This window comes from Desulfovibrio piger (genome assembly GCF_900116045.1).
Classification (GTDB): Bacteria; Desulfobacterota; Desulfovibrionia; order Desulfovibrionales; family Desulfovibrionaceae; genus Desulfovibrio; species Desulfovibrio piger_A.
This window is the reverse complement of sequence record NZ_LT630450.1, coordinates 2,495,058-2,512,317: the sequence shown is the minus strand read 5'-3', so window position 1 is coordinate 2,512,317 and position 17,260 is coordinate 2,495,058. Positions and strand designations below refer to the sequence as shown.

Here is a 17,260-nt window from a genome sequence, read left to right as displayed (position 1 = left end):
AGGCCCTTCCCTCAAACTCCCCTCCCGAACCCGCGCATAAAAACTATGGCCCGGGACCGCAGGATGACATATCCCCAGGTCCCGGGCCTTGTTGCGTCCTGTCCAAGGACGACAGATGGTAGGGGCATGGACGGGACGGGCCGCGGCAGATATCCCGGCCACCCGGCAGCAGAACGGACATGGCGTGACGTGGGCCCCGAGGATGCCGGACCGTGTCCCCTGCCGGGGCCCGGCACTCGGAACGAACAGACGCTCTCCCGATGGCATCGCGCATGCCGTCCTCCCCCTCCGGGGCGGAACGGCAGCCGCCGGATCTTCCGCTGACGGCATTCCCGCTGACCTTCGGGGCCGGGCTGGACTTTCCTCCTCGGGGAACATATCTTTTTGACAAACCGGACGCCGTGTCCCGGCCCTTCCCGGTGATCCCTTCCCTGACAAAAAGGAGGCAGACATGCCCATCAGACTGTTGCAGGACATGGAGTGCAGCGGCAAGACCGTTGTCATCCGCCAGGATCTCAACGTGCCCATGAAGGACGGCCGCATCACCAATGACAAGCGCATCCGTGCGGCCCTGCCCGGCATCCGCATGGCGCTGGACAAGGGCGCGGGCGTGATCCTGCTTTCGCATCTGGGCCGTCCCACCGAGGGCGTGGTGGAGGAAAAATTCTCCCTGGCGCCGGTGGCCGCCCACCTTTCCGGCCTGCTGGGCCGCCCCGTGAAGCTGGCTGCCGACCTGGACGCCGCCAAGGCCGCGCCCGGTGAGGTGGTGCTGCTGGAGAACATCCGCTTCTTCAAGGGCGAAAAGAAGAACGACCCCGCCCTGGCCGCCAGGCTGGCCGCTCTGGGCGACATCTATGTCATGGACGCCTTCGGGGCCGCCCATCGCGCCCACGCCTCCACCGAAGGGGCCGTGCGCGCCGCCAGGGTGGCCTGCGCCGGGCCGCTCATGGCCGCCGAACTGGCCGCCTTCGCCAGGGTGCTGGACGCTCCCGCCCGTCCGCTGATGGCCATCATCGGCGGTTCCAAGGTCTCCACCAAGCTGGGCCTGCTGGACAACCTGCTGGGCAAGGTGGACACCCTCATCGTGGGCGGCGGCATCGCCAACACCTTCCTGGCCGCTGCCGGTTACGGCGTGGGCACGTCCCTGTACGAGCCCGAGCTGGTGGACGATGCCAAAAAGGTCATGGCCAAGGCCAGGGAACTGGGCAAGGCCCTGCCCCTGCCCGTGGACGTGGTCACGGCCAGGGAACTGGCCCCCGGCCAGACCGCCACGGTCCGCGACGTGGACAAGGTGCCCGCTGATGAGATGATCCTGGATGTGGGCCCCAAGACCGTGGAACTGTACGCCGGTCTGCTGCAGAAGGCGGCCACCGTGGTCTGGAACGGCCCTGTGGGCGCCTTCGAGACCGATCCCTTCGGCGCCGGCACCAGGGCTCTGGCCGAGGCCCTGGCGGCCTCCCCCGCCTTCGTGGTGGTGGGCGGCGGCGACTCCGTGGCCGCTGTGGAAAGCTACGGTCTGGCCGACAAGATGGGCTACATCTCCACCGGCGGCGGCGCCTCCCTGGAGCTGCTGGAAGGCAAAGTGCTGCCCTCCGTGGCCGCCCTGCAGGATCGCGGCGCGTAACTGATACCTTTCCCGGAGGGGCCCTCCCCTCCGGGATCTTTTTCTGTCCCCTGTCCCGGGCGGCGGACGCCCGGCGACGCCCGTCCCGCCCGACGGGGCCCGCGGGCCCGCTTTCCCAGGCCCCTGTCCCGGGGCAGCCGCTCTTCCCCGGAAAGACGGGGCTTCCCCTCCGCCCTGCCCGGGACCGGCGGCCCGGCGCTGGCCCGTCCTCGGGGAGAAGGGGCCCTTCCCCGTCTGTCACCGTCCGCCGGCACGACGCTTCCCCGCCCCGGCAGCTCCCCCAGGGCCCTGCATCACGGCAAATGCCTTCCGGCACGTTGCGCGGACGGCCCGGCTGGGGTATCATCGCGCTGCGTCCGGCAGGGGGCCCCTTTGCCGTGCCACTGTCCGCGGGCCTCGCCCCGCCCCTCTTTTGTCTTTTATGGAGGAAAATGTGCGGCGTTTTTATCAGGAAAGCTGGCAGGGAATCCCGTTCACGTCATTCTCGCACATTTCTTTTTTCCATCTGGCGGAACCCAAGTTCTACGCCACCTTTTACGAGGAGCTGTTCCGGCGCTTCAAGGACTGGGACGACCTGCCCGCCGTCTGGCGGCAGAACAAGCGCAAGGATGCCCAGTGGCTGGCCGCCCGCCTGCGCGAACAGGCCGCCCTGCGCCCCGAGGGCTCAGGCCCGCTGCGCGTCCTCTCCATCGGCAGCGGCGTCGGCTACATGGAGCATTGTCTCGTGGAAGAGATGCCGGAAGACGAGCTGGAGCTGCACGTCAACGAACCCAGCACCGTGAGCATGCGCTGGCTGCGCCGTCATGTGCCCAACGAGCGCATGTACATCGGCATGCCCCCGGCCTGCCTGCCGCCGGACGTCTTTTACGATGTCATCTATCTTTCCGCGGTGGACTACAGCATCCCCACCCGCGAACTGCAGCACCTGCTGGGCGAATTGCGGGCGCAGCTCGTGCCCGGCGGCCAGCTCATCTGCCTTTCGGCCTCGCTGCTGCAGGAAGACAGCTTCATCGGCAGTTTCGTCAATGCCATCAAGATCGTCATCCGCGGCATCCTGCACTTCCTGGGCATCCGCCGTCAGCAGTTCTGGGGCTGGCGCCGCACCCGCGACGAGTACCGGGAGCTGCTGCGCAAGGCGGATTTCCGCCATCTGGAAGACGGCTGGCTGGACGACGGTTTCGAGACCTACTGGATACGCGGGTGCTGACCACGCTCCCGAGAGCCTTGCCTGCTATGTCATCCCGGATGCGCCTGCCGTGTCCGGGATATCTTTTTCCCGGCCGGCACCGGCCAGGGCAGGGCCTGCGGCAAGGCGGGCAGGAAAATCCTCGGGCAGGCACAGATGCAGGGCCCCGGCACGGCCGCCCAGCAGGGCCCTGAACGCCAGGTGCCAGACCGGCTGCCCATCGGGCGTCAGCAGGGCCAGGCGCGGCAGGGACAGGCTGCGGCCGCAGCAGGGATGCCAGGACGATGGTTTGCCGGCCAGGTCGAAGGCAGCCAGGAAGCGCTCCGCGAACTTGCGGGCCAGCATGGTCTCCAGAGCGGTCAGGGGGCGCTGCCCCGGACGTGCGAAGCCCCCCGCCCCGAAGAATTCGTCCAGCAGGCTGAACACGAAATCCCTGTCCAGTACCAGCAGCGCGGGCTCTTCCAGGCCGTCCAGGCGCACGGCACAGCAGCAGGAGGCTTCGCGGATGCTGTCCGCCACGACACCGAAGGGACGATACCGGACGGGCAGCGGCGTCAGCACCAGCAGGCGCCCCCGCTGTTCCTCCATGCTGGCGGCGCACAGGCGGGCGCAGCGCGCGGCCAGGGCATCCAGCCGGGCTCCGGCGTCCGCAGGGGCGGCCGTTCCGGCGGGGGGCGCCCCATCGCCGCCGGCGGCAGGCAGGCCGTGCAACAGGGCGGCGATCTCTTCCTGTGAAAGTATGCTGCTCATGACTGTCGATTTCCCGTGATGTGCGAAAAAACATGCAAGAACGAGGCCAGACGGGGAAGGCTCCAAGGCTTGCCTTGGCCGGCGGCTTGAGGCAGTGTGGCGGCATGAAACTTTGTGTCCATGAACTGCCCGGCATGCGTGCCGGGCAAGGTGACGTCCCCGCCGCGCCCCCGCGCTGCGGCCGGGCGGCCCCCGGCGACGATCTGGCCCGGGCCGTCTGGCTGGGCGGGCTGGCGGCGCCCGTGCCCCTTTGTTCCGGTCTGGGCCGTTGCGGCCGCTGCCGGGTCCGCTTCCATGACCTGTCCGTGGCGCCCGATCCCCTGCCGGAAGAAGAGGAGATCCTGGGCCCCTCCCTGCTGGCGGAGGGCTGGCGCCTGGCCTGCCGTCGTCAGATAACTGACGTCATGGGCCCGGAACTGCATCTTGACGTGCCCGCGCCAGAAAAAATGACGGTCACGACCACGGCCGCGTCCTCCCTCCCGGCGCAGGCGCCCCTGGCCCTGGCCGTGGATCTGGGCACCACGTCCCTGTACTGGCGCCTGCTCGCCGTCCCCGATGCCCGGGAAGCACAGGCCCCTGACGATTTTTCCCTGCTCTGCCGTCCGCCCCTGCCGGTGTCCGTGGTGGCCGAAGGGCACGACCTCAACCCGCAGGCCGGGGCAGGAGCGGACATCATGTCCCGCCTGGCCGTGGCCAGCTCGCCTGAAGGACGGGCCCGGCTCGCCCGGCTGGTGCGCGACCATCTGGCCGCCCTGCTGCGGCAGCAGACGGCCTCCCTGCCCGGCATCCCCGTGGAGCGTCTGGTGCTGGCGGCCAATACCGCCATGACCGACATCTTTCTGGACAGGGACATCAGCGGCCTGTGCGCCGCGCCCTACCGGCGCAGCCATGCGGGCGGCTGCGGCCTGACCGTGGAAGGGCTGCCGCCGCTGCTGATCCCGCCCCTGCCCGCGCCCTTCGTGGGCGGCGACATCAGCGCCGGGCTGCTCCGCCTGCTGGCCGGCGGCCTGCCGCGTCCGCTGCTGCTGGCCGACCTGGGCACCAACGGCGAGCTGGCCCTGGTGGATGCCCGGGGCCGTCTGTGGCTGGCCAGCGTCCCGCTGGGCCCGGCCCTGGAAGGCATCGGGCCCCAGTGCGGGCGCATGGCCGGGCCGGGGAGCATCACCCGCTTCGAGGTCTCGCCCCCGGGCCTGGCCTGCCACAGTGTGGACGGCCCCCTGGCCGCCGGGGCCCATGTGCAGGGCATCAGCGCCACGGGCTATCTTTCCCTGCTGGCCCTGCTGCTGCGTCTGGGCTGTCTGGACGCGGACGGGCATTTCCGCACGCCCGCCTCACCGCTGGCCCGGCGTGTGGCCCCGCCGCCGCAGCAGACGCGGACGGGGCTGCGTCTGCCCCTGCCGTTCGGGCAATGGCTGGCCGCCGCCGACGTGGAGGAACTGCTCAAGGTCAAGGCCGCCTTCTCACAGGCCCTGGAGGCCCTGCTGCGGGCGGCGGGACTGGCGGCGGCCGATGTGGCCTGTCTGGCCCTGGCCGGCGCCCTGGGCGAGCATTGTCCGCCCGCCTGTCTGGAAGAGCTGGGCTTTCTGCCCTCCGGCATGGGGCGGCGTGTACGGGCCGTGGGCAACAGTTCCCTGGACGGTGCCGCCCTGCTGGCCGCCGAACCCTGGCGCCTGCCCGCGCTGGCACGCTGGTGCGCCACGGCCACGCTCGTCCCTGTTGCTGAAGATCCCGGCTTCCATGCCGATTACCTGCGCCATATGCGCTTTGGAGTCTGAATGTCCGATACCCGACAGAAAAACAACGGGGGAGACCCGGCCCACCGCGGGCCGCGCCCCGCAGGCCGTACGCCGGAACGCCGCTCTTTCCATGAAGAATCCCGCAGCGACCATCACTGCGGGCGCCGTCCCGCAGCACCGCGCCGCCAGTACTCTTCCTTTGCCGGAGAACAGCCCGCGCGCGCGCCGCGACGCCCGGAGGAATTCTCCGGCTGGAGCCGTGCCGGGCAGCGGGAAGTCCGCACGCCCCGTGACGGCCGCCTTTCCCCGTGGCGGATGGACTCCGAGCTCCTGCCCGCCCTGCCCGACGTGGTCCGGCGGGAGCTGGACGCCCTGGGCCAGGCCCTGCGCACGGTGCGCCCGCTGCGCAGCGCCCATTACCGTGACCTGCCCGCGGACATCGAGGCGCTGTCGCGCCTGCTGACCTGCGAACGCTCCGGCCTCTACCGGCCCTACTGGAGCTCCCCGGCCAGCACCAGCGCCTATCTGTATTATTTCCTGCCCTGGAACGTGCTGCGCCTGGCGCGCCTGTTCCGCTCCCTGCCCCTGCCCGATCCCCGCCTCTGGCTGAAGAAAGGCCGGACGCCCCTGCTGCTGGACGGCGGCTCCGGCCCCCTGAGCGTGCCCCTGGCCCTGTGGCTGGCCCGCCCCGAATGGCGTGCCCTACCCATCCAGGTGCTGGCCGTGGACAATGCCGTGCAGCCCATGGAACTGGGCCGCGACGTCATGGCCGCCTGGGGCGACATCCTGGGCCAGCCCGTCTGGCAGGTGCGTGTGGAGCGGGGCTCGCTGGAGCACATGCCGCGTCTGGAACGCAAACTGGCCGGCACGCTGGAGCGGCAGGAACGCCACCTGCGCCCCTGGCTGCTCACGGCGGCCAACGTGCTCAACGAACTGAGCGCCGAGAGCCGCCGGATGAACCGCGAGGACGACGAGGACGAGGATGGCCCCGGCGGCGTGCGCCGTCTGGAAAACCTGCTGGACGAGCTGGAGCCCCTGTGCTGGCCCGCCCCGCTGAACGAGGACGAGACCGGCACTGCCGACGAGGCCCTGCTGCCCGCAGCCCTTTTCGTGGAGCCCGGCACCCGTCTGGGCGGCAAGACCATCAGCCGCCTGCGTGATGCCGCCCTGGAACGCGACCTGATACCGCTGGCCCCCTGCACGCACCGGGGCCCCTGCCCGCTGGCCCATGCCCCTGCCGGGCGCGGCTGGTGCCACTTCACCTTCGATTGCGAGGGCGCGCCGCACTGGCTGCAGGAGCTGTCCTCCGCCGCCGGACTGGCCAAGAGCGCCCTGAGCCTGGCCCCCCTGCTGCTGCGGGCCGACCCCGCCGCCGGGGAGGACCTGTTCGACGACAGGGACGGCTTCGATGACGCCGACCCGGACAACGCCCGCCGCGAAGCGGCGGACATGCTGCACCGGCCCCGGCCCGTGCGCGTGCTCTCCTCGCCCTTCGTGGTGCCCGGCCTGCGCGGTCAGGCCCGCTATGCCTGCTGTGCCGCCGGTCTGGCCGTGGTGCCCGATGCCGCCGCCCTGCCCCCGGGCGCCAGCCTCACGGCCCGGGCCCAGGCGGACATGGAACGGCCCGGCACGCCCCGCCGCGACCGCAAGAGCGGCGCCCTGCTGCTGGCCCTGCCCGCTGCTGCGGGCGCCGGAGGAACGCGCCGGAACTTCCCTGACCGGCGGGAAGACAGCCGCATGGACCAGCCCTCCGGCGGACGCTCCGGCCATGACGGCACCTTCCGCGACCGCCGCAACGGCAACGACCGCCCGGCCCGCCGTGACGACCGGCGCGTGGCCCCGGAAAGACCGGCCCGCCATCAGGACCGCCGTCCCGGACGCCATGAGGACGGCCGCTCTGACCGGCGCGACGATCCCCGCGCCTTCCCCCGGAACGACCGCAGGCCCGACGGCCGCCGCCCCGGAGACAGGCGCCAGGGCGATGCCCGCGGCCACGGCCGTGGCCGCGGGGAGGACTAGCCCGTCCTCCTCCCGCGGAGGGCCCGTGACGGGCAACAGCGCCTTCCGCGCATGTCCGCACGTCCGCCGCACGGGCGTCCCGTCTGACCGGCGGCCACCGCACCACGGCTGCCTGAGCCTGACGGATGCCCATGAAGAAAAGTGATGGGGAAGGGGTCCCGGGCCCCTTCCCTTTTTTGCCCGGCGTCCGATGCCGCCACCGGCAACGGCACGGACCGCGCGGCACAGCCCGGCAGGCTCCGCCGGAGCGGCCTTCCCGGCGCCCTGTGACAAAAATCTTTTTCCGGGCCCGGAAAAATTTTTCTTTCCCCGTCTTTTCCTTTGCAGGCCAAGGCCCTGCGGGGATTTGCCCCCCGTGGGTCCTCCGCCGCTGACAAGATCCGCTTTCTTCAAAAAACATCCTGATTTTATTGGATAAGATCAAAGCGGGCTTTTCTTCTCCACTGGAAGAGGGCCTTTATTTTCCCCCGGGGAACGCGTATAAAGGGCTTTCGCCGTGCGGTTCCAGTACCGCCCGGCCCGTCAAAGCCAGTTCAGCGTGCCGACTTTCCCCCTGCGGGAGGCCAGCCGCTTTTCTTTTTACCCAAAGGTCTGCCATGATCCCTCCCATGCCTCACGATCTGCCCGAGCCGCGGCTCAAGCCCAATACGGAAGTGGTGCTGCAGAAACGCTATCTGCACAAAAAAGCAGACGGCAGCACCGAGACGCCCCGTGACCTGTTCTGGCGTGTGTCCAGCGCCATCGCCGCTGAAGAAGCCAAGTACGAACGCTCCCCCTTCACCGTCGACGACCTGGCCCGCCGGTTCTATGACCTGATGACCAGCTGGCGCTTCCTGCCCAACTCCCCCACCCTGATGAACGCCGCCAGTGAGCTGGGCCAGCTCTCCGCCTGCTTCGTCCTGCCGGTGGGCGACTCCATCGAAGAGATCTTCGATGCCGTCAAGTTCGCCGCCATGATCCACAAGTCCGGCGGCGGCACGGGCTTTTCCTTCTCCCGCCTGCGCCCCAAGGCCAGCCGTGTGGGTTCCACCGGCGGCGTGGCTTCCGGCCCGGTCTCCTTCCTGCGCATCTTCAACACCGCCACGGAGCAGATCAAGCAGGGCGGTACCCGGCGCGGTGCCAACATGGGCATCCTGCGCGTGGACCATCCCGACATCGTGGAGTTCATCCGGGCCAAGGAAAAGGAAGGGGAATTCAACAATTTCAATCTTTCCGTGGGCCTGACCGAGGCCTTCATGCAGGCCGTGGAGCGCGACGGGAACTACGACCTGACCGATCCCCATACCGGCCAGGTCACCGGGAGCCTGCGCGCCCGCGAGATCTTCGACCTGCTGGTCTGCCGCGCCTGGCAGACGGGCGACCCCGGCATCGTCTTCCTGGACCGCATCAACCGCGACAACCCCACGCCCGCCCAGGGCGAGATCGAATCCACCAACCCCTGCGGCGAACAGCCCCTGCTGCCCTACGAGGCCTGCAACCTGGGCTCCGTCAATCTGGCCTGCTTCTTCGTGCCCGGCCACGAGCATGACGAGGATCCCGCCGCGGCCGGTATCGACTGGGACGGCCTGAAGCAGGTGGTGCACCTGGCCGTGCGCTTCCTGGACAACGTCATCGACGCCTCGCGCTTCCCGCTGGAGCGCATCGACGAGACCGTGCGCCGCAACCGCAAGATCGGCCTGGGCGTCATGGGCTTTGCCGACCTCCTCTTCCAGCTGGGCATCCCCTATGATTCCGAGGCGGGCATCGCCCTGGCCGAACGCATCATGGGCTTCATCAATGCCGAAGGCCACGCCGCCTCGGCCCGTCTGGCCGAAGAGCGCGGGCCCTTCCCGGCCTATGCGGAATCCGTCTTCCCCCAGCGCGGCGAAGGCCCCTACCGCAATGCCACGGTCACCACCATCGCGCCCACGGGCACCCTGTCCATCATCGGCGGCTGCTCCTCGGGCGTGGAGCCCCTGTTTGCCCTCTGCTTCACCCGCAACATCCTGGACGGCGAGCGCCTGGTGGAAGTGAACCCCTATTTCGAGGCCGCCCTCAAGGAAGCCGGCCTGGGCACGCCCGAACTCATGGAACAGGTGGTGGAAAAAGGCTCCATCCAGTCCCTGGATGCCCTGCCCGCCGCCATGCGCAAGGTCTTCGTCACGGCCATGGACATCGACCCCGTCTGGCACCTGCGCATGCAGGCCGCCTTCCAGCGCCATACCGACAACGCCGTGTCCAAGACCGTGAACCTGCCCCACAGCGCCACCGAACAGGACATCCACGACATCTACTGGCTGGCCTACAAGGAAGGCTGCAAGGGCGTCACCGTGTACCGCGACGGCTGCAAGAGCCTGCAGGTGCTGGCCACCGGCGAAGGCCAGAAGAAGATGGACGGCGAAGCCCCCGCGCCCGCGGAAAAGCCCCGCCTGGGCGTGGTGCGCAAGCGCCCCGACGTGGTGCAGGGCTTCACCCAGAAGATCCAGACCGGTCTGGGCGCCATGTACCTGACCGTCAACGAGATCGACGGCAAACCCTTCGAGGTTTTCGCCACCATCGGCAAGTCCGGCCGCTCCATCACGGCCAAGGCCGAAGCCATCGGCCGCCTGGTGTCCCTGGCCCTGCGCTCCGGCGTGGAAGTGCGCGACATCGTGGCCCAGATCAAGGGCATCGGCGGCGAACATCCCGTGTTCCGCGGCAAGGGCCTGCTGCTCTCCATCCCGGACGCCATCGCCTGGGTGCTGGAACGCCGCTACCTCAAGGACGAACATCTGGGTTCCGGTGTGGCCGATATCGAGGAACACCGCTGCCCCGAATGTGACGAGCCCCTGGTCTTCCAGGAAGGCTGCCTGATCTGCCCCGCCTGCGGTTTTTCCCGCTGCGGCTAGAACGATCCGCACAGGGAGGCCGCCGGGACGCCCCCGTCGCCCTGCGCGGCGGGCCTGCCGGTGGTCCCCTTTTTTTCGCAGCCTGCCGCCGCAGGCAAAAGCGGATGCCGCCGCAGCGCCCGCATCCCCACCCGCATGTGCCCGGCAGCATGCGTCCGCCACCGGCACCGGCCAGCGGAGGCCCTCTCCGCCCGCCCTTTTGACCGCAGCCCGCGCCCGGCCTTCCGGGACGGCATCCCAGTCCTATGGAGCTCCCATGAAATGGATCACCCACCAGACGGCGGGCGTCGGCGCCGCCCTGGCCCTGCACCTGCCGCTGGAAGGCGTGGTCGCCGCCTGCCTCGGCGCCATCCTGCCCGACAAGCTCGACCAGGCCATCGCCAAGCGCTCCCGCAACCCGCAGCGCACCTTCAACCAGATCCACCGCGGCACCACCCACTGGTTCGGCTGGTGGGTCGCCATCCTGCTGCTGGCGTGCAGCCATCTGGTGCCCCCGCACTGGCAGCCCGCCCTGCTGGGCATCGGCCTGGGCGGCATCAGCCATGTGGTGCTGGACATGCTGACCCCTTCGGGCATCCCCCTGCATCCCTTTTCCCGCAAGAACAAACTCTCGTTCAAGGTCTGCTCCACCGGCAGCGTGGGCGAATATGTCTTCCTGGGCGTGATGCTCGTCCTGCTGGGCTTTTTGCTGGGCCCGGAAATGAAGGAGCTCATCCGCCACGTCCGCCAGCTGGGCATGCCCGTGCTGCATTTTTAGCTGGAAATTCATGACGAAAAAGCCCCCTGAAACCAGGGGGCTTTTGATTATCCTTTTTAAGCGAGTCCTAATAAGTACTGCTTCCACGATTTCAATGTACTATCCTGATACCATTGTGAATAAACATAGTATCCAGAGATTTTCTTTCCCCACGATCTATGATAACCATGCTTATCCAGCATAGGTTCATGAGAAATTAACGGGAAATCATGCATTGTAATATATTTTTTACAAAATGAAATATCCTTTAGATTTTTGAGTTCCTGTTCTGTTAGGACGGAAAACAACTTAGGAAGAACTTCTGAAAAATATCTTCTGCTGTTACTTCCTGTACGCTCAAGAGGGATTTCTATTCCTCGAAGCATAATTTTTTCCACAGGAAGTGCGTTTTCCTCTCGTGAAGCAGGATTGTTACGCAGCCTTGCCTGCCCGGAACAGCTCTGGACATCGGTATGGCCCTGAACAGGTGCGGACGTTGTGGGCACAGACCGTCCTCGTTGCGTTTTAAGCAAAAATCTGGTGACCGTAGCATCATCTGGACGATAGCCGCATGTTTTCTCAATCTTGTCACAAATCACGTCCAGAAATTCTCTGGGCGGATTTGTGATGAGCTCTTTCCAGACAGCCGGAAACACCGCTTTGATGACAGCATGTCTGTTTTTTTTGACAAAGATGTCTTCAGCCTTTTCAACAGCTGTCCTGTCTTCCACAGCCTCACGACGCAGGATATCCACGAAGAACTTTTCAATCTCGTCTGGGCTCTGGTTTTCAAAATCCACTGTATAAAACAGGCGCTGCTCCCATTCACCGGATTTGAGCGGCAGAAAAAACTGCCATGTGATGCCGTTGGTCAAGCAGGCCAGCTCGACACCAAAATGAAAAGCGTAGCCGAGAAGCTGTTCCTGATGGCAGGCCAGGTCGACATTGCAGCGCTTCGTCTCGATGAAGAAGCGGTTCTGCCCCAGAATGCGGAGGGAATAATCGACCCTTTTGGAACCGACAGGATATTCAGGATAGACACTGTCTCGGGAAAAAATGTCCCAGCCCAGCTTGCTTAACATCGGCAAAATGATGCTGTTTCTGGTCGCCGCCTCATCATAGGCTCGGTATTCCGGGATATTCTGTTTGATACGCTCGATCAGAGCCTGCATACCTCACTCCGCTTGCCGCGAAACTACTTCTTCACCTTCACCGGCTCGGTATCCACCGGCGTCCCGTTGATGGCCACCAGCGCGGCCGTGCGGGCGTGGATGAGCGTGGTATCGAACAGGGGCACGGCGATGTCCTCCTGCTGCACCAGCATGCCGATCTCGGTGCAGCCCAGGATCACGCCCTGGGCGCCCCGGGCGGCCAGATCCCGGATGGCCCGCAAAAAGGCCTCGCGTGAGCTGTCCCTGACCTCGCCCCGGCAGAGCTCCTCGAAGATGACGCGGTTGATCTCGGCCCGGGCTTCCGCTTCGGGCACCAGCACCTGCAGGCCGTTGGCTTCCAGACGGCCGGTGTAGAAATCCTCTTCCATGGTGTAGCGGGTGCCCAGCAGGCCCACGCGCTGCACGCCCGCCATGTGCAGCTGCCGGGCCGTCACGTCGGCGATGTGCATCAGCGGGATGCCCACGGCGGCGGCGATCTGCGGGGCCACCTTGTGCATGGTGTTGGTGCAGATGACCAGGAAGTCCGCCCCGCCCCGCTCCAGGGCCTGCGCGGCCTCGGCCAGGATGCGGGCGCTTTTGTCCCAGTCCCCGGCCTGCTGGCAGCGTTCAATCTCGTCGAAGTCCACGCTGTAGAGCAGGCAGCGGGCCGAATGCAGACCGCCCAGGGTCTGGGCCGTCACCATGTTGATGATCTGATAATAGGTCAGCGTGCTTTCCCAGCTCATGCCGCCCAGAAGACCGATGGTTTTCATGTGGCTTCACCTCTGATGCTTCAATGACGCGTGCCTGCCGGCACGGGCATGCCGGCTAGACGCCCGGGGATGACGGCGAAGGCCCTGTCTGTACGGACAGGGGCCGTACCTCCGGCCGCGGCGCTGCTCCCGGCAGGGATACCGTCCGGGCCTGCCGGGCTAGATGTCCAGCTCCAGGCCCACGGGGCAGTGGTCCGAGCCGTAGACGTCGTCCTCGATCCAGGCGTCGCGGATGTACGGTTTCAGCTCTTCCGAAACAAAGAAATAGTCGATGCGCCAGCCCACGTTCTTCTCGCGGGCGCGCATCTTGTACGACCACCAGGAATAGCGGCCTTCCACGTCGCCGTGCACGTGGCGGAAGGTATCCACATAGCCCAGGGCCGTGAAGCGGTCCAGGAAGGCGCGCTCTTCGGGCAAGAAGCCGGTGTTCTTCTCGTTCTGCCTGGGCCGCGCCAGGTCGATGGCCCTGTGGGCGATGTTGAAGTCCCCGCAGACCACGACGGGTTTGCTTTTGCGGCATTCTTCCGCATAGGCCGTGAAGGCGTCGAAAAAGCCCATCTTGTAGGGCACGCGCTTGAAGCGGCCGGGGATGGGCTTGCCGTTCTCGTCCAGTTCCTCGGCGCCGCCGTTGGGGAAATAGCCGTTGAAGAAGTGGAATTTTTCAAATTCCAGATGCAGGATGCGCCCTTCGCCCTGCCATTCCGGCTGGGGCAGCTCGCAGTGTACGGCCAGCGGTTTGATGCGGCTGAACACGGCCACGCCGGAATAGCCTTTCTTCACCACGCTGGACGCCCAGTGCGCTTCCCAGCCTGCGGGGCTGGCCACCTCGGGCCGGAGCTGTTCGGGCATGGCCTTGGTCTCCTGCAGGCCGATGACATCGCAGGTGTTCTCGGCGAACCAGCGCCATTCGGGCTTGGCGGACACGGCACGCAGGCCGTTGACGTTCCAGGATACGAGTCTGATGGACATAGGACCTCCGCCGCCAGCATAGCGGCAGGCGCTGCCGGCCGCAAGCGCGGCATTGCGGACGGGCCGTTTTTCTGGCAAAATCGCCTGCGGCAATAATGCCAACATGAGCCAAGGAGAATCCGTATGGATATGCTTCCTATCCGTCGCGCCATCCTGAGCGTGACGGACAAAACCGGTCTGGTGGAGTTTGCCACCTTCCTGTCGCAAAACGGCGTGGAGCTGGTCTCCACCGGCGGGACCATGAAGGCCCTGCAGGCAGCCGGTCTGCCCGTGACGGCCGTCAGTGACGTCACCGGCTTCCCCGAGATCCTGGGCGGCCGCGTGAAGACGCTGCATCCCAAGATCCACGGGGGCATCCTTGCCAACAAGGACCTTCCCGAGCACATGGCCACGCTGGAAGAAAAGGGGATCAAGCCCTTTGACCTGGTCTGCGTGAACCTGTACGACTTTGCCGGTGCCGTGGAGCGCAAGCTCTCACTGGAACAGGCCGTGGAGGAGATCGACATCGGCGGTCCCTGCATGATCCGCGCCGCTGCCAAGAACTTCCACAGCATCCTGGTGCTGCCCGGCACCAAATGGTATGCCACCGCCATGCAGGAGATGAAGGAACACGGCATGAAGGTCAGCCTGGACTTCCGCCAGGCCATGGCCTCGCGCGCGTTCGAAGCCACCTCGCGCTACGACGCCCTCATCACCTCCTACCTGCGTCCGGGGGCCTAGCCATTTCCAGGCTCGAAGGCAACCTGCAGGGGCTCAAGCCCAGCCAGTTGAAGGCCCTCAACCGGCTGACCACACGGCGTTTCCCGGCCACCGATGTCTACACCATCGACCAAGCCCGGGAACTGTCGCTGTTGTCGCGCGCCCTGGGGCGCCAGCTGGGCATGCTCATCGACCGTAAAGGCCGCGTGGACATGGTGCTGGTGGGCGAGGCAGGCGGGATCCTGATCCCGGAACTGCCCCGCGCCCGCTCCGGCGCCGACCGTCTGCGCGGCCTTCGTCTGCTCCACACCCACCTCACGCCGGACGGCCTCAGCCAGGAAGACCTCATGGACCTGCTCTTCCTGCGTCTGGACGCCATCATCGTGCTGACCGTCAACCCCGACGGCGACCCCGTGCAGTGGCAGGAGGCCCATCTGCTGCCCACGCCCGTGGCCGGGCAGCCCTACCGGGTGGAGCAGCTCCGCCCCTGGGACCAGACCAGCGCCCATTTCGCCGCCACCGCCGAAGCCCTGGAAGAAGAGCTGGCCCGCAGGAGCGACGACACGCGCGAGGCCTCGGACGCGCCCCGCGCCCTGCTGGTCTCCGTAGCGGCCCAGCCCCGCATCATCCAGGAACGCAACCTCGACGAGCTGGCCGAGCTGGCCCGCACCGCCGGGCTGGCCGTGGCCGGACGCATGGTGCAGCGCGTGGCCCAGGTCAACCCCAAGTTCATCCTGGGCAAGGGCAAGATGGCCGAGCTGGAAGTGCTGGCCCTGGAAGGCCGCGCCGGGATCCTGGTCTTCGACGGCGAGCTTTCCCCGGCCCAGCTCCACAATCTGGCCGACATCACCGAACGCAAGGTGCTGGACCGCACCCAGCTCATCCTGGACATCTTCGCCCAGCATGCCGTGACCCGCGCGGGCAAGCTCCAGGTGGAACTGGCCCAGCTGCGCTACACCCAGCCCCGCCTTACCGGCAAGAACCGCGCCATGGACCGCCTCATGGGCGGTATCGGCGGACGCGGCCCCGGCGAGACCAAGCTGGAGACCGACCGCCGCCGCAGCCGCGAACGCATGGCCCGCCTGCGCAAGGAGCTGGACCAGCTGCGCCGTCAGCGGGCCTTCACCCGTTCCCGCCGCGCCCGTCGCGGCATCCCCCTGGCCGCGCTGGTGGGCTACACCAACGCGGGCAAGTCCACCCTGCTCAACAACCTGACCCGCTCCGAGGTGCTGGCCGAGAACAAGCTCTTCGCCACCCTCGACCCCACCACCCGCCGTCTGCGCTTCCCGGCCGAGCGCGAGATCATCCTGGCCGATACCGTGGGCTTCATCCGCAACCTTCCCAGGGAGCTCATGGATGCCTTCCGCGCCACGCTGGAAGAGCTGGAGTCCGCCGACCTGCTGGTGCATGTGGCCGACGCCTCGCATCCCGACCTGCTGCAGCAGATCACCTCTGTGGAGACCATCCTTGAGGAACTGGAGCTGCAGCACATGCCGCGCATCCTGCTGCTCAACAAGTGGGACCTGCTGGACGTGCCCGCCCGCGCCGAACTGGCCGATGCCTTCCCGCACGCCATCCCCGTCTCCGCCCGTACCGGCGACGGCCTCAAGCGCCTGCTGGAGGTGCTGGAGAACATGCTGCTCAGCACCCAGCAGACACAGCTGCTCATCCCCTTTGAAGAGGGCGGCCCCGTCCTGCAATGACACGCCGGCGGCCGGAGCGGGCGACGCCCGTTTTTTTCAGGACAGCCGCCGGACACAGCCTGCCCCCGGGGCCCTTCCCCGACCTTTTCCCGGGAGCCGCATCGCTTTGGACGAAAAACGACCGTAACCGGCCGCCCCTTTGCATGACATGTTGTCCCCACCCGCCTGACAGATGGATTTCCGGTCTGTGCCTCAGGTGCCCCACCGGCTGGCGCCATATGAAAAAGGGCCGCTCCCGGAGCGGCCCTTACGGCATCATGACGACATCCTGCCGTCACACGACGGCGACCTTGCCGTTGTCTACAAGGTGACAGCGCCGTCGCCCTTGGGGGCGGGCTTGGGCGCGGGCGTGGCGGCGGGCTGCTGCGCCTTGGCCGGAGCGGCGGGCGCGGCCTTGGCCTGCCCGGCCTGGGCGAAGGCGCGGGCCATGTTCTCCATGACGGCCCGGCCCACCACGCGCCAGTTCTCGCCCTGCTTCCGCAGGGCCAGCCAGGAGGTCATGCCGGCGGGCGTGGTCACGGAAGCCACGGCGGCATCGGGGCCCAGCTCCACGACCCTGGCGTTCCTGAGCGATTCCGGCACCCACGGGCAGTCGGGGCGCTCGGCCTTGCGGCAATGGGCCATGAGCTCACCGGTGGAGACTCCGCGGGTCAGGCTCTTGCGGAGTTTGTCCTCCATGTTCAGGGCGCTGCCCAGCAGCTGGTCCATACCGCCCAGCCCCAGGTCCTGCCCCAGGGAATCCAGCATGTTCAGGGCCTCGTTCTCGCTGGTCATGTTCCGCGCCTCGTTGGCGGCGAACAGGGGCATGTCCATCTGGGCCAGGAAGGCCGCGCTGTCGTTCTTTTCCATGGCATCGGCCATGGCGCCGAGCGGCTTTTCCGGGCCGGACGAAAGGCAGGACGCCAGCAGGCCGCACAACAGGATGAGGGCCGCCGGCAACAGGGATCTGTAGGTTCTACGCATAGGAGCCTCCATGCAGCAAATACTTTCGGGCGACATACACCATAGCGCAGACGCCGGTGCTTGCCAAGCGCCGCATCTGCGGCC

At 67.2% G+C, this 17,260-nt stretch carries 13 protein-coding genes; 8 read left to right on the top strand and 5 right to left on the bottom strand.

Annotated features, from left to right (window positions below; genetic code table 11):
* The first annotated feature begins 451 nt into the window (after nt 1-451).
* Nucleotides 452-1,624: a phosphoglycerate kinase gene (locus DESPIGER_RS11140; RefSeq protein ID WP_072336873.1), complete on the top strand. Its 1,173-nt coding sequence runs from the start codon at nt 452-454 to the stop codon at nt 1,622-1,624.
* Between the two features lie 433 nt (nt 1,625-2,057).
* A complete protein-coding gene (locus DESPIGER_RS11135; RefSeq protein ID WP_072336870.1) occupies nt 2,058-2,831 on the top strand; it encodes a methyltransferase domain-containing protein in 774 nt (257 codons plus the stop codon).
* Between the two features lie 24 nt (nt 2,832-2,855).
* Here the strand turns inward: DESPIGER_RS11135 and DESPIGER_RS11130 are convergent, their stop codons facing one another.
* Nucleotides 2,856-3,560: a hypothetical protein gene (locus DESPIGER_RS11130; protein ID WP_072336867.1), complete on the bottom strand. Its 705-nt coding sequence runs from the start codon at nt 3,558-3,560 to the stop codon at nt 2,856-2,858.
* Between the two features lie 104 nt (nt 3,561-3,664).
* Here DESPIGER_RS11130 and DESPIGER_RS11125 point away from each other — a divergent pair, with 104 nt between their 5' ends.
* The 4 genes from DESPIGER_RS11125 (at nt 3,665) to DESPIGER_RS11110 (ending at nt 10,939) form a co-directional block, all read left to right on the top strand.
* Nucleotides 3,665-5,335 carry an ASKHA domain-containing protein gene (locus DESPIGER_RS11125; protein ID WP_156831699.1) on the top strand — a complete coding sequence of 557 codons (1,671 nt, stop codon included), beginning with the start codon at nt 3,665-3,667 and terminating at the stop codon, nt 5,333-5,335.
* Complete coding sequence (locus DESPIGER_RS11120) at nt 5,336-7,315, top strand: small ribosomal subunit Rsm22 family protein (RefSeq protein WP_072336864.1); 1,980 nt, start codon at nt 5,336-5,338, stop codon at nt 7,313-7,315. It begins immediately after the preceding gene.
* Between the two features lie 608 nt (nt 7,316-7,923).
* Nucleotides 7,924-10,182, top strand: a complete 2,259-nt coding sequence (locus DESPIGER_RS11115) for a vitamin B12-dependent ribonucleotide reductase (RefSeq protein ID WP_231927573.1) — start codon at nt 7,924-7,926, stop codon at nt 10,180-10,182.
* A gap of 256 nt (nt 10,183-10,438) precedes the next feature.
* Complete coding sequence (locus DESPIGER_RS11110) at nt 10,439-10,939, top strand: metal-dependent hydrolase (RefSeq protein WP_072336859.1); 501 nt, start codon at nt 10,439-10,441, stop codon at nt 10,937-10,939.
* A 56-nt stretch (nt 10,940-10,995) separates the two neighbouring features.
* Here the strand turns inward: DESPIGER_RS11110 and DESPIGER_RS13005 are convergent, their stop codons facing one another.
* The 3 genes from DESPIGER_RS13005 to DESPIGER_RS11095 form a co-directional block, all read right to left on the bottom strand.
* Nucleotides 10,996-12,090 (bottom strand): hypothetical protein, encoded by a 1,095-nt coding sequence (locus DESPIGER_RS13005; RefSeq protein ID WP_156831698.1) that lies wholly within the window; start codon nt 12,088-12,090, stop codon nt 10,996-10,998.
* Nucleotides 12,091-12,113: 23 nt separating this feature from the next.
* Nucleotides 12,114-12,842 (bottom strand): aspartate/glutamate racemase family protein, encoded by a 729-nt coding sequence (locus tag DESPIGER_RS11100; protein ID WP_072336853.1) that lies wholly within the window; start codon nt 12,840-12,842, stop codon nt 12,114-12,116.
* 159 nt (nt 12,843-13,001) lie between these two features.
* Entirely contained in the window at nt 13,002-13,811 is an 810-nt protein-coding gene (locus DESPIGER_RS11095; RefSeq protein ID WP_072336851.1) for an exodeoxyribonuclease III, read from the bottom strand.
* A gap of 123 nt (nt 13,812-13,934) precedes the next feature.
* On the opposite strand from DESPIGER_RS11095, the gene DESPIGER_RS11090 reads away from it, so the two are divergent.
* Together DESPIGER_RS11090 and hflX are read left to right on the top strand one after the other, a co-directional pair.
* Nucleotides 13,935-14,531: an IMP cyclohydrolase gene (locus tag DESPIGER_RS11090; RefSeq protein ID WP_072336848.1), complete on the top strand. Its 597-nt coding sequence runs from the start codon at nt 13,935-13,937 to the stop codon at nt 14,529-14,531.
* Nucleotides 14,532-14,578: 47 nt separating this feature from the next.
* Entirely contained in the window at nt 14,579-16,213 is a 1,635-nt protein-coding gene (gene hflX / locus DESPIGER_RS11085; protein WP_231927572.1) for a GTPase HflX, read from the top strand.
* A gap of 300 nt (nt 16,214-16,513) precedes the next feature.
* Here hflX and DESPIGER_RS11080 read toward each other — a convergent pair whose 3' ends face one another.
* The gene (locus DESPIGER_RS11080) at nt 16,514-17,176 is read right to left on the bottom strand and encodes a hypothetical protein (RefSeq protein WP_231927571.1); all 663 of its coding nucleotides are present in this window, start codon (nt 17,174-17,176) and stop codon (nt 16,514-16,516) included.
* Nucleotides 17,177-17,260: the final 84 nt, after the last annotated feature.